The organism is Streptomyces fulvoviolaceus (assembly GCF_000718165.1).
Lineage (GTDB): Bacteria > Actinomycetota > Actinomycetes > Streptomycetales > Streptomycetaceae > Streptomyces > Streptomyces fulvoviolaceus.
Map to the genome: position 1 here is coordinate 40265 of NZ_JOEY01000055.1, position 19328 is coordinate 59592.

Annotated in this window: 12 protein-coding genes, 1 tRNA gene and 1 rRNA gene; 2 read left to right on the forward strand and 12 right to left on the reverse strand. The window is 69.1% G+C overall.

What is annotated here, in order from left to right; genetic code table 11:
* Positions 1 to 32 precede the first annotated feature (32 nt).
* On the forward strand, positions 33 to 797 hold the full coding sequence (locus IG08_RS0143160; RefSeq protein ID WP_030616671.1) for an SDR family NAD(P)-dependent oxidoreductase: 765 nt from the start codon (positions 33 to 35) through the stop codon (positions 795 to 797).
* On the opposite strand, the gene IG08_RS61825 is transcribed toward IG08_RS0143160, so the two are convergent.
* The 9 genes from IG08_RS61825 to IG08_RS0143200 form a co-directional block, all read right to left on the reverse strand.
* Complete coding sequence (locus tag IG08_RS61825; protein WP_078655966.1) at positions 745 to 1023, reverse strand: hypothetical protein; 279 nt, start codon at positions 1021 to 1023, stop codon at positions 745 to 747. The two genes, IG08_RS0143160 and IG08_RS61825, sit on opposite strands and share 53 nt — an antisense overlap.
* Before the next feature lie 280 nt (positions 1024 to 1303).
* Entirely contained in the window at positions 1304 to 1684 is a 381-nt protein-coding gene (locus IG08_RS0143165; protein WP_030616674.1) for a helix-turn-helix domain-containing protein, read from the reverse strand.
* 109 nt (positions 1685 to 1793) lie between these two features.
* The gene (locus IG08_RS0143170) at positions 1794 to 2339 is read right to left on the reverse strand and encodes a CinA family protein (RefSeq protein WP_030616676.1); all 546 of its coding nucleotides are present in this window, start codon (positions 2337 to 2339) and stop codon (positions 1794 to 1796) included.
* The gene (gene pgsA, locus IG08_RS0143175; protein WP_030616680.1) at positions 2336 to 3133 is read right to left on the reverse strand and encodes a CDP-diacylglycerol--glycerol-3-phosphate 3-phosphatidyltransferase; all 798 of its coding nucleotides are present in this window, start codon (positions 3131 to 3133) and stop codon (positions 2336 to 2338) included. Before pgsA ends, IG08_RS0143170 begins: the two co-directional genes overlap by 4 nt.
* Positions 3130 to 4620, reverse strand: coding sequence for a 30S ribosomal protein S12 methylthiotransferase RimO (gene rimO, locus IG08_RS0143180; RefSeq protein ID WP_030616683.1), 1491 nt, complete (start codon positions 4618 to 4620; stop codon positions 3130 to 3132). Before rimO ends, pgsA begins: the two co-directional genes overlap by 4 nt.
* A gap of 94 nt (positions 4621 to 4714) precedes the next feature.
* Positions 4715 to 5548 carry a helix-turn-helix domain-containing protein gene (locus tag IG08_RS0143185; RefSeq protein ID WP_030616686.1) on the reverse strand — a complete coding sequence of 278 codons (834 nt, stop codon included), beginning with the start codon at positions 5546 to 5548 and terminating at the stop codon, positions 4715 to 4717.
* A gap of 302 nt (positions 5549 to 5850) precedes the next feature.
* Entirely contained in the window at positions 5851 to 8553 is a 2703-nt protein-coding gene (locus tag IG08_RS0143190) for a DNA translocase FtsK (protein ID WP_052425111.1), read from the reverse strand.
* Between the two features lie 124 nt (positions 8554 to 8677).
* Positions 8678 to 9364 carry a response regulator gene (locus IG08_RS0143195; protein ID WP_030616692.1) on the reverse strand — a complete coding sequence of 229 codons (687 nt, stop codon included), beginning with the start codon at positions 9362 to 9364 and terminating at the stop codon, positions 8678 to 8680.
* 274 nt (positions 9365 to 9638) lie between these two features.
* Positions 9639 to 15113 carry a HAMP domain-containing protein gene (locus tag IG08_RS0143200; RefSeq protein WP_106981128.1) on the reverse strand — a complete coding sequence of 1825 codons (5475 nt, stop codon included), beginning with the start codon at positions 15111 to 15113 and terminating at the stop codon, positions 9639 to 9641.
* Positions 15114 to 15489: 376 nt separating this feature from the next.
* Here IG08_RS0143200 and IG08_RS0143205 point away from each other — a divergent pair, with 376 nt between their 5' ends.
* Positions 15490 to 18243, forward strand: coding sequence for a SpoIIE family protein phosphatase (locus IG08_RS0143205; protein WP_030616700.1), 2754 nt, complete (start codon positions 15490 to 15492; stop codon positions 18241 to 18243).
* Between the two features lie 51 nt (positions 18244 to 18294).
* Here IG08_RS0143205 and IG08_RS0143210 read toward each other — a convergent pair.
* The 3 genes from IG08_RS0143210 to rrf form a co-directional block, all read right to left on the reverse strand.
* Positions 18295 to 18370, reverse strand: a tRNA-Thr gene (locus tag IG08_RS0143210).
* An 84-nt stretch (positions 18371 to 18454) separates the two neighbouring features.
* Positions 18455 to 19117 (reverse strand): DegT/DnrJ/EryC1/StrS family aminotransferase, encoded by a 663-nt coding sequence (locus IG08_RS0143215; protein WP_030616703.1) that lies wholly within the window; start codon positions 19115 to 19117, stop codon positions 18455 to 18457.
* A 114-nt stretch (positions 19118 to 19231) separates the two neighbouring features.
* Positions 19232 to 19328, reverse strand: a 5S ribosomal RNA gene (gene rrf, locus IG08_RS56110); the annotation flags it as partial.

Sequence of the window (19328 nt, forward strand, 5' to 3'; positions counted from 1 at the left end):
CGCACCGTCAGAAACCCTCGTACCGTCCCTTCATGGCCGTCAGGGCGTACGACCTCATCGGACGCACCGCATTCGTCACCGGCGCCGCGAGCGGCATCGGCCGCGCCTCCGCCGTCCTGCTCGCCGAGGCGGGGGCCACCGTGCACTGCGCCGACCGCGACGCGGCGGGCCTGCACGAGACGGCGACCCTGATCAAGGACGTCGGCGGCACCGCCCGCACCCACCCCCTCGACGTCACCGATCGCGACCAGCTCCATCAGGCCATCACCAGCTGCGAGCGCCTGGACGTACTGGCCGCGGTCGCCGGCATCATGCACAGCAGCCCAGTCCTGGAGACGAGGGACGAGGATCTCGACCGGGTGCTGGGCGTCAACTTCAAGGGCGTGCTGTACGCCTGCCAGGAGGCGGCCCGGCTGATGATCGACCGGAAGACCAAGGGCAGCATCGTCACCATGGCCTCAGGCGCCGTGGACACCGGCGGCCCCGGCCTGCTCTGCTACGGCGCGGCCAAGGCGGCCGTCGTCCAGCTCACGAAGACGCTGGCGACCGAGATCGGCCGGCACGGCATCCGGGTCAACGCGGTCGCACCCGGCTGGATCCGCACACCGATGACCGACCGCCACGACGGCGAGGCGCAGGCGCACACCGAGGCGCTCATGGCCCGGATGTCACCGCTGGGCCGGGTCGGCGAACCGGAGGACATCGCCCACGCCGTGCTCTACCTGGCGTCGGACGCCTCGTCCTTCACGACGGGCCAGATCCTGCGTCCGAACGGTGGGGTGGCGATGCCGTGGTAGTCGCGGTCGACCGCCAGGCCGCCCGCCACCGCCCCGCACCGAGGGCTCCCGCGGCCCGCGCCCTGGGCACACAGTGCACCGGCAGCAGGCTCAGTCCCCATCCCCCGGCCGCAACGGCCCCTTCCAGCACTCCGGCGTCCGGCACCAGCACGAGCCGCACCACGGCCCACCACCAGAGCACTCCGAGCCCGAGAACCGCCCCCCGGCGCACTATCGGCCCCGCCATGCAGCCACCTCCAGCCCCGACGCTAGTCCGCCGTCCTCACCCGCAGGGAGGGCGCACCGGCGGCACACGGTCGCACTGACACGTCCACGCGGTGCCCACGACACCGCCGAACGGAAGACGCCGCCGAACAAAAGGCGCCGAACGCAAAGACGCGGTCCCGCCGCTCCAAGATGCACGAAAACCCCGACCGGCGCCTCTCCAGACCAGCTGGAGAAACCCGTCCGGGGCCTCGCACACTTCCTCGGCGCATCGTCAGCTCATGCGCACGTCCGCGTAAGCGTTACGCGGCGACCACGTCCACGGCCTCGCTGGGCGCCTTGATCGTCACGCGTTCCGGTGGCACACCGGTCACCGAGACGGAACCCAGCATCGGGCGAACCGGCGTCGGCACAGGCTCGCTGGGAGTGGCCGCAGCAGACTGGGCCAGCTCGGCGAGGGCGAGCTCGTCGCTCACTTCCCGCATGAGCTCGGACATCCGTACGTCCAGCGCGTCGCAGATGGCGGACAGCAGCTCGGAGGAAGCCTCCTTCTGCCCCCGCTCCACCTCGGAGAGATAGCCGAGTGAGACTCGGGCGGACGAGGAGACTTCGCGCAGAGTACGGCCCTGGCGCTGGCGCTGCCGACGCAGCACGTCACCCAACAGGCGACGGAGCAGAATCATCGGTGGCTCCCTCCTCGGACCGCGTAGCCGCATCCTTCACGCCCCACCGTACCGCCTTGCGCCGCGGCCGTGCGGGGAGCGATGTCGTGTTCACTCAGAGCTGCAAACATCAAAACCCCCCGTTCCGTTCCGTATCCTGTGCCCGCTCGTTCCCGGTGTGTACGCCCGCAAGCTCCTGAAGAAGCAGTGCGAGTACGCTCCGTACACTCTCCATACGAATTTCCGCACGGTCGCCGTTCAACCGCAGTGCGGTCACTTTCCCGCCACCGAAGGCGCCGGAAGCCCCCGCGAAGGGGCCGTCGACGGCCACGAAAACCGTCCCGACGGGCTTTCCGTCCTGCGGTTCCGGACCCGCGACTCCGGTGGTCGCGATGCCCCAGTCGGCGCCGAGCGCCTTGCGCACTCCGACCGCCATCTGGGCCGCGACCTGCGGATCCACCGCTCCCCGCTGCGCCAGCAGGGTGGCGTCGACACCCAGCAGCTGATGCTTGAGTTCGGTGGCGTAGGCGGTCACCGAACCCCGGAAGGCCTTGGAGGCCCCGGGGACCGTTGTGATTTCCGCCGCAACCAGACCTCCGGTGAGCGACTCGGCGACCGCGAGCGTCTCGCCGTTCACGGTCAGTAGTCGCACCACTTGGGCGGCCGGGGAATTCACGCTTCCGTCTCCTCCAACGCCGCCTTGCGCTCGGCGATTCCCTGCCGGCGCAGCACAATGGCCTGTCTCACATAGTCGAGCCCGGTCACCACGGTCAGGACGACCGCCGCGGCCATCACCCAGAACCTCAGGGTGGCCAGCCACCCCGTCAGCGCCAGGACGTACATGCCGACCGCGATGCCCTGCGTGAGGGTCTTGAGCTTGCCGCCGCGGCTCGCCGGGATGACGCCGTACCGGATGACGATGAAACGCAGGAGCGTGATCCCGAGTTCCCGGCCGAGGATGACGCTCGTCACCCACCACGGCAGGTCGCCCAGCGCGGAGAGACAGATCAGCGCCGCTCCCATGATCGCCTTGTCGGCGATCGGGTCGGCGATCTTCCCGAAGTCCGTGACGAGGTTGTACGTGCGCGCCAGATGACCGTCGAACAGGTCAGTGATCATGGCGACGGCGAAGGCCGCCCAGGCGAACGAACGCCATGCCGGGTCGTAGCCACCGTCGGCCAGCATCAGCGCGACGAAGCCGGGCACGAGGAGCAGCCGGAGCATGGTCAGCAGATTGGCGATGTTCCAGACACTGGCCTGGTTGACCGCCGCGGTCACGATTTTCGCGCCGCGCGGCGACTTCTCACCTGAACCGGAACCGACGTCGGAGGCCGTACCGGAAGCCCTACCGGAGACAGCGCCCGAAGGACCACCGGATGCCGCACCGGCCGCGGCGGACGGAACCCCGCTCGCAGCCCCGCCCTTCGCAGCGGAGGAGCCACCCGCGGCGGACGCCGGAACTCCGGTCATCTGCCCGCCTCCTCACTACACGCGAGCGAGCCCTGCAGAGGCTCGGCCACCAGGTCGACACCTTCCGTACCGACCACCTTCGCCTCGACCATACGACCGACGCTCAGACCTTCGCCGCTCGTGAGCAGCACCTGGCCGTCGGTCTCGGGGGCCTGGTGCTCCCCTCGGCCGTACGCGCCCTCGGCGGAGTCCACCGACTCCACGAGCACCTGCACGGTCTCGCCCACGCGCTCCTCGGCCCGCTGCGAGACCAGTTCCTCGGCGAGCCGGGAGACCCGGGCCAGCCGCTCGGCGACGACGTCCTCGTCGAGCTTGTTCTCGTACGTCGCCGCCTCGGTGCCGTCCTCGTCGGAGTACCCGAAGACCCCGATGGCGTCCAGCCTCGCGCCGTTCAGGAAGCGCTCCAGCTCGGCGAGGTCGGCCTCGGTCTCACCGGGGAAGCCCACGATGAAGTTCGAGCGCACGCCCGCCTGGGGGGCCTTGCTCCGGATGGTGTCGAGCAGCTCCAGGAAGCGGTCGGTGTCGCCGAAGCGGCGCATCGCGCGCAGCACGGCGGGCGCGGAGTGCTGGAAGGACAGGTCGAAGTAGGGCATCACCTTGGGCGTGGACGTGAGCACGTCGATGAGCCCGGGCCGCATCTCGGCCGGCTGGAGGTAGCTCACGCGCACGCGCTCGAGGCCGTCGACCTCGGCGAGCTCGGGCAGCAGGGACTCCAGGAGGCGGATGTCGCCCAGGTCCTTGCCGTACGACGTGTTGTTCTCGGAGACCAGCATGACCTCCTTGACACCCTGCTCGGCCAGCCACCGCGTCTCGTTCAGGACGTCCGAGGGCCGGCGCGAGATGAAGGAGCCGCGGAAGGACGGGATGGCGCAGAAGGAGCAGCGCCGGTCACAGCCGGAGGCGAGCTTCACCGAGGCGACGGGGGAGCCGTCCAGGCGGCGGCGCAGGGGCGCACGGGGGCCGGAGGCCGGAGCGAGCCCTTCCGGAAGGTCGACGGGGGCGGCCTCGACCGCCGGTCCGTGGCCCGGCAGCGCGACGGACGCCGCCGACTCCTGCCGCTCGGCCGGGCTGATCGGCAGCAGCTTGCGGCGGTCGCGCGGGGTGTGCGAGGCGTGGATGCCGCCGTTCAGGATGGTCTGCAGGCGGTCGGAGATGTCGGCGTAGTCGTCGAAGCCGAGCACGCCGTCGGCCTCCGGGAGGGCCTCGGCGAGGTCCTTGCCGTACCGCTCGGCCATGCAGCCCACCGCCACGACGGCCTGGGTTCTGCCATGCCCCTTGAGGTCGTTCGCCTCCAGGAGGGCGTCGACGGAGTCCTTCTTGGCGGCGTCGACGAAGCCGCACGTGTTGACGACGGCCACGTCCGCGTCCGAGGCGTCCTCCACGAGGTCCCAGCCGTCCGCCTCCAAGCGGCCTGCGAGCTCCTCCGAGTCCACCTCGTTACGGGCGCAGCCAAGAGTGACGAGTGCGACGGTACGGCGTTCAGGCATGGGCTCAAGACTACTTCGTCCCACTGACACCCCACGTCGACGGGGTTGGCCGATCTTGGCCAACCCCGTACTCACTGCCACCCTTCGGAGGGACTTATCCGACCTGCGGGTCGCCCTTCGTATACGTGAGCCGTTCCACGGCACCGGGCGCCCAGTCGTCGTCGATCTTCTTGCCGTTCACGTACAGCTGGATCGCGCCGGCGTCACCGAGGACCAGGTTGATCTTCTCGTTGTCCTGGAAGGTCTTGGACTCGCCCTGCTGGAGCAGCCCGTCGAAGAGGAGCCGGCCGTTGTGGTCCTTGGCGGAGATCCAGCTCTTGCCGTCGTCGGCGCTGACCTGGACGGTCACCTTGTCCTGGGGCGCGGCCGCGATGGCGCTGTCGGACGGCGCAGGCGTCGTTTCCTTGGGCTTGTCGGCCTTGGGCGTGGGCGAGGAGGTCTTGCCGGTCGTGGGCGTGGACCCCTCGGCGACCTGCGTCTTGCCGCCGTCGTCGCCCTTGAACGCGGTGAACCCGACGAAGCCGACCACCGCGACGATCGCGGCGACCATGGCCGCGGTCCAGTTCGGCCCGCGCCGCTCGGGACGGATGCGTTCCGCCTCGAAGAGGGGGGCCGCCGGGGTCGGGGCCGGGCGCCCGCCGTGATCGGCGTCGTACTGGGCCAGAAGCGGGGCCGGATCGAGGTGGACGGCCTTCGCCAGGGTCCGGATGTGGCCCCGGGCGTAGACATCCCCGCCGCAGGGGGTGAAGTCGTCCGCCTCGATGGCGTGCACGATGGCGATACGGACCCGGGTGGCGTTGCTGACGTCGTCTACGGTCAGCCCGGCCGCGATACGTGCCTGCTGGAGGGCACGGCCGATCGAAGGGCGGACTTCCTCACGATCATCTTCGAACGGACGCTCGTCTTCAGGGGAGTTGCCGATGGACACGGGGGCGCCTTTCGAGCGTTTTAGCCGCCTGTGCTGGAGGTTCAGTCTAGGGGGGGTACGAAAGGGTGGGGCAACCGGACGGTGGGACTTTGTACGCCATCGGTATGGCCCGGCACACCGATGGTGGGGCTGGAGCTTGTCGCTTCCCTCAACTTGACGTACGCCGAAGGGAAACGGTTGCCCAATGATCCCTTACGGGTGAGTCACGATCGAACACCCGCCAGCCGGACCCGGCCCACGAGACACGCCCGCCGCACCCGCAAGTCGATCACTGTGCCCCGTTTCCCTCCTTGACGCTCCCTTTAAGACTCCCCGCGGATCACCGAGAGCACGCCATCCAGCTCATCAGCCTTCACAAGAACGTCACGAGCCTTCGATCCCTCGCTCGGCCCGACGATGCCGCGGGACTCCATGAGGTCCATGAGCCGCCCGGCCTTGGCGAAGCCGACACGCAGCTTGCGCTGCAGCATCGAGGTCGATCCGAACTGCGTGGAGACGACCAGCTCGGCCGCCTGGCACAGCAGGTCGAGGTCGTCGCCGATCTCCTCGTCGATCTCCTTCTTCTGCTTGGTGCCCACGACGACGTCGTCCCGGAAGACCGGTGCCATCTGGTCCTTGCAGTGCTGGACGATCACCGCGACCTCTTCCTCGGTCACGAAGGCGCCCTGCATGCGGGTGGGCTTGTTGGCGCCCATCGGCAGGAAGAGCCCGTCGCCCTTGCCGATCAGCTTCTCGGCGCCGGGCTGGTCGAGGATGACCCGCGAGTCCGCGAGCGAGGAGGTCGCGAAGGCGAGCCGCGAGGGCACGTTCGCCTTGATCAGACCGGTGACGACATCCACGGACGGCCGCTGCGTGGCGAGCACGAGGTGAATACCGGCCGCGCGCGCGAGCTGCGTGATGCGCACGATCGAGTCCTCGACGTCCCGTGGCGCGACCATCATCAGGTCGGCGAGCTCATCGACGATCACCAGCAGATACGGATAGGTCCTGAGCTCCCGCTCGCTGCCTTCCGGCGTCTTGAGCTTGCCGTCGCGGATGGCCTGGTTGAAGTCGTCGATGTGCCGGTACCCGAACGCCGCCAGATCGTCGTACCGCAGATCCATCTCCCGTACGACCCACTGCAGCGCCTCGGCGGCCCGCTTGGGGTTGGTGATGATCGGCGTGATCAGGTGCGGAATGCCCTCGTACGCCGTCAGCTCGACACGCTTGGGGTCGACGAGGACCATCCGCACGTCCTCGGGGGTCGCGCGGACCATGACGGAAGTGATCAAGCAGTTAATGCACGACGATTTACCGGAACCGGTGGCTCCGGCCACCAGCACGTGCGGCATCTTCGCGAGGTTGGCCATCACATAGCCGCCCTCCACGTCCTTGCCCAGCGCGACCAGCATCGGGTGGTCGTCCTCGGCGGCCGCCGCGAGGCGCAGCACGTCGCCGAGGTTGACCATCTCGCGGTCGGTGTTCGGGATCTCGATGCCGACTGCGGACTTGCCGGGGATCGGCGAGATGATCCGTACGTCGGGACTGGCGACGGCGTACGCGATGTTCTTGGTCAGTGCGGTGATCCGCTCGACCTTCACGGCGGGGCCGAGCTCGACCTCGTAGCGCGTGACCGTCGGCCCGCGCGTGAAGCCGGTGACGGCGGCGTCGACCTTGAACTCCATGAAGACGTTCTGCAGCGAGGCGACCACGGCGTCGTTGGCGGCGCTGCGCGTCTTGCCCGGGCCGCCGCGCTCCAGGAGGTCGAGGGACGGCAGCGAGTAGGTGATGTCGCCGGACAGCTGGAGCTGCTCGGCGCGCGGCGGCAGCTCGCCGGGGGCCTCGGGCGGGGGCTTGGTGAGGTCCGCGACCTCGACCTTCAGTTTTTCCTGCTTGGGCCGCGAGGCCGGAGCAGGCACCGGGGTCGGCGTCGGGGTGGTCTCCTCGCGGTCCCCGACGCTCACTCCCTGGGTGAGGTCGGCGACGATCGGCGACGGCGGCATCCCGTGCAGGACGGCACCGTCGAGCGCGGCAGCGGCGGCCGCGGCGACGTCCACGGCGTCCATGGGCCGGTCCATGTCGGGCTGCGGCACGGCGGAGCGCCGGGGGCGGCCACGGCGCTTGGAGAGGGCCTCCTGCTCCGCGCTGTCGGGGTCGTACGCCTCGGGCGCCGCCCCGCGCCTGCGGGTGCGCGCGGGCAGCGCCTCGCGCCACTGGTCGTCGTAGCGCTCGTCGTCCTCGCCGAGGTCGTCCTCGGCCGGGTCGTGGACGATGCCGAGCTTCACGCCGAGCAGCCGCAGCCGCTGCGGGATGGCGTTGACGGGCGTGGCCGTGACGACCAGCAACCCGAAGACCGTGAGCAGCGCGAGCAGCGGTACGGCGAGGACCTCGCCCATGGTGTACGTCAGCGGGGTCGCCGCGCCCCAGCCGATGAGGCCGCCGGCGTCCCTTATGGCCTGCATGCCGTCGCTGCGCGCGGGCGAGCCGCACGCGATGTGGACCTGGCCGAGCACACCGATGACAAGTGCGGACAGACCGATCACGATCCGGCCGTTGGCCTCGGGCTGCTCGGGATGCCGGATGAAACGCACGGCGATGACCGCGAGCAGTATCGGCACGAGCAGGTCGAGCCGGCCGAAGGCGCCGGTCACCAGCATCTCGACGAGGTCGCCGACCGGCCCACGCAGGTTCGACCACGTTCCGGCGGCGACGACCAGCCCGAAACCGAGCAGCAGCAGCGCGATGCCGTCCTTGCGGTGCGCGGGGTCGAGGTTCTTCGCGCCCTGCCCTATGCCGCGGAACACCGCGCCGACGGCGTGCGCGAGGCCGAGCCAGAGGGCACGCACGAGCCGGTAGATGCCGCCGGTGGGGCTCGGCGCCGGCTTGGGGGCCGGCGCGGACTTCTTCGCCGCGGCTTTCCTGGCGGGCGCCTTCTTTGCCGGGGCTTTTTTCGCAGCGGCCTTCTTCGCCGGAGCCGCCGCCTTCTTCGCGGGCTGCTTCTTGGCAGCGGAGGGACGTGAGGCCATAGGTGTGAGGTTACCGGTGGAGACGACAACGGACACGTGTGCCCAGTGCTTCACCCGTTCGTGTCGCCCTTGGAAAGGAGCTGAACTGACGCACGTTCAGCCTCAACGAAGTGTGCGCCAGGCGTCAGTTCTGCGACGGCACCGAGGGAGGACAACCCGTCCCCGGCTCCAGCGCGTCCAGCGCCCGCCGCAACCCGGTGAGTTTGCGTTCGAGATGGGCCGCTGTGGCTACGGCCGCCGCGTCCGCGGAGTCGTCGTCGAGCTGTTTGGACAGCGCCTCGGCCTGTTCCTCGACCGCCGCGAGGCGCGCCGACAGCTCGGCGAGCAGTCCGGCCGGCTCCTTCGAGTCGCCGATCGCGGCCTTGCCGCCGCCACCGCCCTCCAACTGGAGCCGCAGCAGCGCCGCCTGCTCCCGCAGCTGGCAGTTCTTCATGTACAGCTCGACGAAGACAGAGACCTTCGCACGCAGCACCCACGGGTCGAACGGCTTGGAGATGTAGTCGACCGCACCCGCCGCATATCCGCGGAAAGTGTGGTGCGGCCCGTGGTTGATCGCGGTGAGGAAGATGATCGGGATGTCCCGGGTCCGCTCTCGCCGCTTGATGTGTGCGGCCGTTTCGAAGCCGTCCATGCCCGGCATCTGGACGTCCAGCAGAATGACCGCGAAGTCGTCCGTCAGCAGTGCTTTGAGCGCTTCCTCCCCGGACGATGCCCGCACCAGCGTCTGATCGAGCGCAGAGAGGATGGCCTCCAGCGCCAGCAGATTCTCCGGCCGGTCATCGACCAGGAGGATCTTGGCCTTCTGCACCATGGCCCGCCCTCCTCGCCCCGGAAGTGCACCGGGCGCCGCCCCAGGGGACGACTCCGTTGCGCCGCCCGTCCTTGTGCCGGTCATCGTAGCCGCACCCCGCCTGTCGCCACACCCTGTCACCGCGATGTCACTGTGCACGTAGCAGAAACGTAGCGGGAGACCAGAAGGTTCCCCGAATCCCGTACTTCTACACGACGTCGACCACCCTGAGTCAGCAACTCCGCGTGCCCACCGAAGGTTCTCGCGACATCCGCACGAAGCCCGAACGATCCCGTCACTCCTCCCGCATCCACTGCGCCATCACCGCCAACAGGTGATCGGGATCGACCGGCTTGGTCACGTAGTCGGAGGCGCCCGACTCGATCGCCTTCTCCCGGTCGCCCTTCATCGCCTTGGCGGTCAGCGCGATGATCGGGAGTCCGGCGAACTGCGGCATCCTGCGGATCGCCGTGGTCGTCGCGTACCCGTCCATCTCCGGCATCATGATGTCCATCAGGACGACCGCCACGTCGTCGTGCTGTTCCAGGACCTCGATGCCCTCGCGGCCGTTCTCGGCGTACAGCACCGACAGCCCGTGCTGTTCGAGGACGCTCGTGAGCGCGAACACGTTGCGGATGTCGTCGTCGACGATCAGCACCTTCTCGCCGCCGAACCGGATACCCGGATGCGCCTGCGGCGCCGCGTTCTGCTCCACCGTCGACCACTGCTCCCGGTCCGCGAGCCGATGCTCGGAGGCGGGCGGCAGGACCCGGCGGCGACGCCGGAAGAGCGCGGCGGCGCCGTTCTGGGTCTCCCGGTACGACTTCACCTCGGCCGGCGTCTCGATCTCCACCTCGGGCCGTCCGTTCTCCGAGGCGGACGCCACCAGGTCGCCGGCCTCCAGGACGGGTGCGAGCTGCTGGTAGCCCTGCGGCGGCAGTTCGCTCGGGTGCAGCGGCAAATACAGCGTGAACGTCGAACCGCGCCCCGGCTCACTCTGCGCGTGGATCTCACCGCCGAGCAGCTGCGCGATCTCCCGCGAGATGGACAGCCCGAGGCCCGTACCGCCGTACTTGCGACTGGTCGTACCGTCCGCCTGCTTGAACGCCTCGAAGATCACCCGCATCTTGCCGCCCGCGATCCCGATGCCGGTGTCGGTCACGGAGAACGCGATCAGGTCGGCGCCCGGATCCCGCAGCGATCCGGCCTCCAGCAACTGCTCCCGGATCGCCACCGGTACATCCCGCCCGGCTGGCCGGATGACCAGCTCCACGGCCCCGGAGTCGGTGAACTTCACCGCGTTGGACAGCAGGTTGCGCAGGACCTGCAGCAGCCGCTGCTCGTCCGTGTGCAGCGTGGCCGGCAGCTCCGGCGACACCCGCACGGACAGGTCCAGGCCCTTCTCCGCGGTCAGCGGGCGGAAGGTGGCCTCGACGTAGTCGACCAGCTGGACCAGCGCGATGCGCGTCGGGGAGACGTCCATCTTGCCCGCCTCGACCTTCGACAGGTCGAGGATGTCGTTGATCAGCTGGAGCAGGTCGGAACCGGCCCCGTGGATCGTCTCGGCGAACTCGACCTGCTTCGGCGAGAGGTTGCCCTCCGCGTTGTCGGCGAGCAGCTTGGCCAGGATCAACAGCGAGTTGAGCGGCGTACGCAGCTCGTGCGACATGTTGGCGAGGAACTCGCTCTTGTAGCGCATCGACACGGCGAGCTGCTCGGCACGCTCCTCCAGGACCTGGCGCGCCTCCTCGATCTCGGTGTTCTTCACCTCGATGTCGCGGTTCTGCTGGGCCAGCAGCTCGGCCTTCTCCTCCAGTTCGGCGTTGGACGCCTGGAGGGCCTTCTGCCGGTTCTCCAACTCCTCCGACCGTTCGCGGAGTTGCTCGGTGAGCTCCTGCGACTGCTTCAGCAGTACCTCGGTCTTGGTGTTGACGGAGATGGTGTTGACGCTCGTCGCGATCATCTCGGCGATCTGGTTGAGGAAGTCCTTCTGGATATGTGTGAAGGGGGTGAAGGAGGCCAGTTCGATGACACCGAGCACCTTGCCCTCGAACAGCACCGGGAGCACGATCACCTGCGCGGGCGGTGCCTCGCCGAGCCCGGAGGAGATCTTCAGATAGCCGCTTGGCGCGTTCTCCACCAGGATCGTGCGCTTCTCCTCTGCGGCCGTCCCGATGAGCGCCTCGCCGGGCCGGAACGACGTGGGCATGGAACCCATCGAGTAGCCGTACGACCCCAGCATCCGCAGCTCGTACTGGTCCTCGCTGTCGGCGGCGAGGTCCTTGCCGTCGAGGAGCGGCATGGCGACGAAGAACGCGCCGTGCTGCGCGGACACCACCGGTGTCAGCTCGCTCATGATCAGCGAGGCCACGTCCGCCAGGTCGCGGCGGCCCTGCATCAGCGCGGAGATACGGGCCAGGTTGCCCTTGAGCCAGTCCTGCTCCTTGTTGGCGATCGTGGTGTCGCGCAGGTTGGCGATCATCTTGTTGATGTAGTCCTGGAGTTCCTGGATCTCCCCGGACGCGTCCACGTCGATCTTCAGGTTCAGGTCGCCGCGGGTCACCGCGGTCGCCACGCGCGCGATGGCACGCACCTGCCGGGTCAGGTTCCCGGCCATCTCGTTCACGGACTCGGTGAGGTCGCGCCAGGTGCCGTCGACGTCACGCACGCGTGCCTGGCCGCCGAGCGCTCCTTCCGTGCCCACCTCGCGGGCGACCCGGGTGACCTCCTCGGCGAAGGACGAGAGCTGGTCGACCATCGTGTTGATGGTGGTCTTGAGCTCCAGGATCTCGCCGCGCGCGTCGATGTCGATCTTCTTGGTCAGGTCACCCTTGGCGATGGCCGTCGTCACCATGGCGATGTTGCGCACCTGACCGGTCAGGTTGGACGCCATCTGGTTCACCGACTCGGTGAGGTCCTTCCACGTACCGGAAACGCCCGGTACGCGCGCCTGGCCGCCGAGGATGCCGTCCGTGCCCACCTCGCGGGCCACCCGCGTCACCTGGTCGGCGAACGAACTCAGTGTCTTCACCATCGTGTTGACGGTGTCGGCGAGCTGGGCGACCTCGCCGCTCGCCTCGACGGTGACCTTCTTGGTGAGGTCACCGTTGGCGACCGCCGTGGCGACCTGGGAGATGTTGCGCACCTGGCCGGTCAGGTTGTTGGCCATCACGTTGACGTTGTCCGTGAGGTCCTTCCAGATGCCCGAGACACCGGGCACCCGGGCCTGGCCGCCCAGCTGGCCCTCGGTGCCCACCTCGCGGGCCACCCGGGTCACCTGCTCGGCAAAGTTGGACAGCTGGTCCACCATCGTGTTGACGGTCGTGACGAGTTCGAGGATCTCGCCCTTCGCGTCGACCGTGATCTTCTTCGACAGGTCGCCGTTGGCCACCGCCGTCGTGACCTCGGCGATGTTGCGCACCTGCATGGTCAGGTTGTTGGCCATGCCGTTCACGGACTGCGTGAGGTCCTTCCAGGTGCCGGAGACTCCCTGCACCTCGGCCTGACCGCCCAGCATGCCCTCGGTGCCCACCTCACGGGCCACCCGCGTCACCTGGTCGGCGAAGCTGGAGAGCTGGTCCACCATCGTGTTGAGGGTGTTCTTCAGCTCCAGGATCTCGCCGCGCGCGTCCACGTCGATCTTCTGCGACAGGTCACCCCGGGCCACCGCCGTCGCCACCTGGGCGATGTTGCGCACCTGGGCGGTGAGGTTGCCGGCCATGCCGTTCACGGAGTCGGTCAGGTCGCGCCACACACCGGCGACGCCGGGCACCTGCGCCTGGCCACCGAGACGGCCTTCCGTGCCCACCTCGCGGGCGACCCGGGTCACCTGGTCGGCGAAGGCGGAGAGCTGGTCGACCATCGTGTTGATGGTGTTCTTCAGCTCCAGGATCTCCCCGCGCGCGTCCACGTCGATCTTCTGCGACAGGTCACCCCGGGCCACCGCCGTCGTCACCTGGGCGATCTGCCGCACCTGCGAGGTGAGGTTGCCACCCATGAAGTTGACGGAGTCGGTGAGCTCCTTCCACGTACCGGACACCCCCGGCACCACGGCCTGACCGCCCAGCCGGCCCTCGGTGCCCACGTCCCGGGCCATCCGGGTCACCTGGTCGGCGAAGGCGGACAGCTGGTCCACCATCGTGTTCACGGTGTTCTTCAGCTGGAGCATCTCGCCGGAGACGTCCACGGTGACCTTCTGCGACAGGTCGCCGTTGGCCACGGCCGTCGTGACCTGTGCGATGTTCCTCACCTGTCCGGTGAGATTCCGGAACGCCGTGTTGACGGAGTCGGTCAGGTCCTTCCAGGTACCGGCGGCCCCCGACACCTGTGCCTGGCCGCCCAGCTCACCCTCGACACCGACCTCGCGCGCCACGCGCGTGACCTCGGCGCCGAACGCGGACAGCTGGTCCACCATCCCGTTGACGGTGTTCTTCAGCTCCAGCATCTCGCCGGCCACGTCGACGGTGACCTTCTGCGACAGGTCACCACTGGCCACGGCCGTCGTCACGGCGGCGATGTCCCGCACCTGGATGGTGAGGTTCCGGAAAACCGTGTTCACCGAATCGGTGAGGTCCTTCCACGTCCCCGCCGCACCCGGCACGTTCGCCTGCCCGCCGAGCCGCCCCTCGGCACCGACCTCGTTGGCCACACGCGTGACCTCGTCCGCGAAGGTCCGCAGCGTCTCGGTCATCTGGTTGATCGTGTCGGCGAGTTGCGCGACCTCACCGCGCGCCGACACCGTCACCTTCTGCGACAGGTCACCGCTCGCGACCGCCGTCGTCACCTGGGCGATTCCGCGCACCTGGGCCGTCAGATTGCCGGCCATGAGGTTCACCGAATCGGTGAGGTCCTTCCACACGCCGGCCACACCGGGCACCTGCGCCTGACCGCCCAGCTCCCCCTCGACGCCCACCTCGCGCGCGACGCGGGTCACTTCGGAGGAGAAGGAGGACAGCTGGTCGACCATCGTGTTGACGGTGTTCTTCAGTTCCAGCATCTCGCCGGCCACGTGAACCGTGACCTTCCGGGACAAGTCACCCTTGGCGACCGCCGTGGTCACGAGCGCGATGTCCCGCACCTGAGCCGTCAGCCGGTACGCCATGGTGTTGACGGACTCGGTCAGGTCCTTCCATGAACCCGACATACCGCGCACCCGTGCCTGTCCGCCCAGTTTGCCCTCGGTGCCCACCTCACTGGCCACGCGCGTGACCTCGTCGGTGAACGTCGACAGCTGGTCGACCAGGTTGTTGACGGTCCGCCCGACCTTCAGGAACTCCCCGCGCAGCGGGTGCCCGGTCCCGTCCGGCGCCTGCGTCCGCAGCTCCATACGCGGCGACAGATCGCCCTCGGCGACCGCCGACAGCACCCGGCCGACCTCGGAGACGGGCCGTACGAGGTCGTCCACAAGCGCGTTCGAGTTGTCGATCGCGGTCGCCCACGACCCCTCGCAGGCGCCCGTTTCCAGCCGTTCCGTGAGTTTTCCCTCACGGCCCACCATGCGGCGCACCCGTGACAACTCACCCGTCAATTGCAGATTGCGGTCGGCCACCTCGTTGAAAACCGCAGCAATCTCCGACATCACGCCGTCCCCGGACACCGTGAGCCGCTTTCGGAAGTTCCCGTCCCGCATCGACACGAGTGCCGCCAGCAGCCTGTCCAAGGCAGCCGTGTCCACCGCGGTGGTCCCACCGCGCGGTTTGCGCTGGTTGCTCAGGGACTGTCCGCCTTTCGCGCGCGTTTTAGTGCCCCGCGTCGCTGCGCCAGACTCCACTGTGTCCCTCCCGCAGGGGTCGACCGTTACTGCTGTGCTCGGTTTCTACTGCTCGGCATGCCAGTTACTGCTGCATATTCCTGCCCGCTTCATCAGGCCGCACCCGGGGCTGCTGCCCACCCTGGGCAAACCACACTCGGCCTGCCAGTACCTTCACGAGAAGCTTGCCCAGTGTTTCACCCTGCCTGAACCAGGCCATAACAGTTCGGCAGCTTCGCACATCGTCCGCACACCCTCCGGACGGAAACACTGCAGACCGGCATCCGCATGGACGGGGAAGGTAAGTAACCTTGCATGCGGCTGTCCAGCCGCACCGGTCCGTCCGGCCCTGGGCGGTGGCACGAGCACGAGCGGGCATCGGAGGGCGGCCGCACACATGACCACCGGACTGATCCCCGGGGGACAGCCCCCGGACCCCCGGCCGACGGGTGGCCTGCCGCAGCAGCGGCGCGAGCCGGTCGGCCACGCAGCCCTGCACTCCGACAACCGGACGAGGAGTTCTGTGATCACCGCTCGCGCGGCCGCCAGCTTCGAGCCCGTCGGGCGATCGGTAGCGACCGCCCGCTCCTTCGTCCGCGACACCCTCCAGGGCTGGGGTTTCGCCGACATCATCGACGACGCCGTGGTCCTCACCAGCGAACTGGTGACCAACGCCGTGGTGCACGCGGGCACCTCCGCGGACGTCCTGTGTCTACGAAGCGACGAAGGCGCACGGATCGAGGTGGCCGACCGCTACCCCGAGCGCGAGATCCCCCTCCAGGGCCAGGCCTCCACCATGGGCAACCCCGACCGCGAGGGAGGCCGCGGCCTCCAGCTCTGCGCGGCCCTGGCCAGCCGCTGGGGCGTGGAGTACACACCCACCTTCAAGCAGGTCTGGTTCCAACTCGACCTGCCGGAACGCCCGGTGGGCACCCGCGCCGCCGGCCCCTCCCTCCCGGCCGACCTGCTCCCCCTCGCCGACGGCCGCGTCCGTGTCGCCGTCATCCAGATCGACCGCACCGGCGCCATCACCTCATGGAACGAAGACGGCGAGGAACTCTTCGGATACGCCGCCGAACTGGTCATCGGCAAACCCCTCACAGACCTCGCGGCCTGGCCGCACACCCCGGGCACGAGCACCGGCATCGCCGAGGCCCTCCAGCTCTCCCGCTGGGAGGGCAGCTACGGCATAAGGGGCGCCAACGGCCGCGTCACCTCCGTGTACGCCTCCCATCTCCGCGTCCGCGACACCGGCGGCGAGCCCTCCACCGTCTGCCTCCTGGTCCGCGACCACGAACGCGCCGTACTGCAGACGCCGTTGCGTGTTCCGGCCTCCGACACGAGCTCCGGCTCCGACGGCCAGGGTGCCGACCCCTTCGAGGTGTTCATCGGCTCCCCGGCCCCGGACGACCTCGACGGCCTCCTCCAGCGCACGGTGGAACGCGCCCGCGACATGCTCGACGGCGACTCCGCCTTCCTGCTCCTCGCGACCGACGACGAAACGGAGTTGGAGGTCCGCGCCTCCACCGGCCTGCCCTCCGCCCGCCAGCGTTTCGCCCGCGTCCCGGTCGACGCGGGCCCCGGCCGGTACGGCTCGGCCCGCATGCCGGCCGTCCACGAGGACCTCACGGCGGTACCAGGCGCCGTACCGCTGCTGAGCGGCACCGGCATGCGCTCGGTCGTCACGGTCCCCCTGAAGGTCGAGGGCCGCCTCACCGGCTCCCTCGGCGTGGCCGCGGAGGCCCCCGGCAGATACTCGAACGAAGAGGCCCTGCGCCTCCAGTTCGCCGCGGACCGCATCGCGTTGGCCGTGGAGTCGGCCCGCCTCGGCGAACTGGAGCGCCTGCGCCGCGGCTCCCTGAGCTTCCTCGTCGAGGCCTCCGACCTTCTGGCCGGCACCCTGGACCGCGACCAGACCCTGGCCCTCATGGCCCAGATGACGGTCCCGACCCTCGCCACCTGGTGCGCGGTCTACACAATCGCCGACCAGGCCTCCGAGCCGTACCTCTCGTACGTCCTGCACGAGGACGAGGAACTCATCGACGGCATCAAGTCCCTGCTCTCGAAGATCTCCCCGCCGGACCCCGTACCCACCCCCGGCGCTCGCGTGTGGTCCGCCCCGGGCGCCGCGGCCCACCAAGCGGCCCTGCGCAGCTCCATGCGCAGCCTCGGCCTCACCGGCGGCCCGACCCGCCAACTCGCCTCAGGCATCGGCCCGACGCTGGCCACGGCCTCTGCGGTCGGCGGCGAGACCGTCGTACTCCCGTTGGTGGCCCGCAACCGCGTCATCGGCATGCTGACGCTCGGCAAGCCCACGGACGAACACTTCCGCCAGGAAATCCTGGAGCTGGCCGAGGACTTGTCCCGCAGGGCCGCCCTGGCCCTGGACAACGCCCGCCTCTACTCCGAGCGCACAGCCATCAGCCAGTCCCTCCAGCGCAGCCTCCTGCCGCCCGAGCTCCCCGAGATCGACGGCGTGGAGGTCGAGGTCATCTACCGCGCGGCCGGCGAGGGCAACGAAGTCGGCGGCGACTTCTACGACCTCTTCCCCATCAGCGACGGCTGCTACGGCTTCGCCATCGGCGACGTCTGCGGTACGGGCCCGAACGCGGCCGCGGTCACGGGCCTCGCCCGCCACGCGCTCCGCCTCCTCGCGCGGGAGGGCCTCAGCGGCCCGGCGGTCCTGGAGCGCCTCAACTCCGCGATCCTCGACGAGGGCGCCCGCAGCCGCTTCCTGACGCTCCTCTACGGCGAGTTGTGGCCCCAGCCGGACGGCAGCGCCCAACTGAAGGTCGTGTGCGCCGGCCACCCCCTCCCGCTCCGCCTGCGCCAGGACGGCACGGTCGAGCCGGCAGCCGAACCCCAGCCTCTCCTCGGCGTCATGGAGGATCTCGAGCTCTACGAGCAGATGGTCACCCTCGACCCCGGTGACGTCCTCCTCTGCGTCACGGACGGAGTCACCGAACGCCGGGAAGGCACCCGCATGTTGGGCGACGACGGCCTCGCCGACGTCCTGACGACCTGCACGGGCCTCACGGCCGGCGCGGTCGCGGCCCGCATCATGCGCGCGGTGGAACGCTTCGCACAGGACGCCCCGTCCGACGACATGGCGATCCTGGCCATGCGAGTCCCGGGCCTCCACAAGGACTGAAGAGGGTACGACAAAGGCCCCCGCCCGAAAGGGCGGGGGCCTTTGTCAGTGTGGAGCCCCCAAACGGAATCGAACCGTTGACCTTCTCCTTACCATGGAGACGCTCTACCGACTGAGCTATAGGGGCCGGTCGCCTGTGCGAGGTCTCCCCCGCGGCAACGAGATAGATCATACCCCGAATTCGACCATGCCTCGAACCCGCAGGGTTCGCCTAGAAGGCCGGCTGCAGCAACCCACCGAGCGCGTTGCACGCGCCCACGACCCGCTGCATGTCCCTCTTCGTCAACGAGGCTTCCACAGGCAGGGCAAGCGTCTCGTCGGCAGCCCGCTCGGTCTCCGGCAGGGACACGCACCGCCGGTACTCCGGCAACCGGTGCACGGGCGTCTTCACCGGCACCCGGCACTCAACTCCCTTGGCCCGCAGGGCCCGAGCGAAGGCATCCCGGTCCGGCCGCCCGTTCCCCGGCACCCGCACGACGTACTGCTGGTAGGTGTGCCCGTCACCGCCGTCAGGCGTCAGCACACCCCGCAACCGAGCATCGAGATAGGCGGCCCGTTCCCTGCGCTGAGCAATCTCGTCATACGGCGCCACGGACTCACCCTGCTCCAACACGAGCAGCCCGTGCCGCTGTCCGACGGCGTGCAGCCGCCCGATGTCGGCCGGCCGCCCGAACCGGTGTATGGCAACGACGGCCGCGGTCCGCGGAGTTACGGCCGCCTCGACAGCGAACACGTCGAGGCAGTACGTCACCGGATCTATGTCGGCGAACACCGGAAGCGCACCGGCCAGCACCACGGCTTCGGCGACTTCGACGCTCCCGAAGGCCGGCACGACAACCTCGTCACCGACTCCGACGCCGGCGGCCCTGAGCATTGCAGCAGTACCCATGCTTCGGATGGTGGTTGCGCAACGTGAACTTCAAGTGACGCAGAACAAAAAAGGGTTGGACCCCGAACCGAAGTTCAGGATCCAACCCTTTGAATAATTGTTCGGCGGTGTCCTACTCTCCCACAGGGTCCCCCCTGCAGTACCATCGGCGCTGTAAGGCTTAGCTTCCGGGTTCGGAATGTAACCGGGCGTTTCC

Coding starts and splice junctions, on each gene's coding strand:
- IG08_RS0143160 (WP_030616671.1), top strand. CDS start 33: ATGGCCGTCAGGGCGTACGACCTCATCGGACGCACCGCATTCGTCACC.
- IG08_RS61825 (WP_078655966.1), bottom strand. CDS start 1,023: ATGGCGGGGCCGATAGTGCGCCGGGGGGCGGTTCTCGGGCTCGGAGTG.
- IG08_RS0143165 (WP_030616674.1), bottom strand. CDS start 1,684: ATGATTCTGCTCCGTCGCCTGTTGGGTGACGTGCTGCGTCGGCAGCGC.
- pgsA (WP_030616680.1), bottom strand. CDS start 3,133: ATGACCGGAGTTCCGGCGTCCGCCGCGGGTGGCTCCTCCGCTGCGAAG.
- rimO (WP_030616683.1), bottom strand. CDS start 4,620: ATGCCTGAACGCCGTACCGTCGCACTCGTCACTCTTGGCTGCGCCCGT.
- IG08_RS0143190 (WP_052425111.1), bottom strand. CDS start 8,553: ATGGCCTCACGTCCCTCCGCTGCCAAGAAGCAGCCCGCGAAGAAGGCG.
- IG08_RS0143195 (WP_030616692.1), bottom strand. CDS start 9,364: ATGGTGCAGAAGGCCAAGATCCTCCTGGTCGATGACCGGCCGGAGAAT.
- IG08_RS0143205 (WP_030616700.1), top strand. CDS start 15,490: ATGACCACCGGACTGATCCCCGGGGGACAGCCCCCGGACCCCCGGCCG.
- IG08_RS0143215 (WP_030616703.1), bottom strand. CDS start 19,117: ATGCTCAGGGCCGCCGGCGTCGGAGTCGGTGACGAGGTTGTCGTGCCG.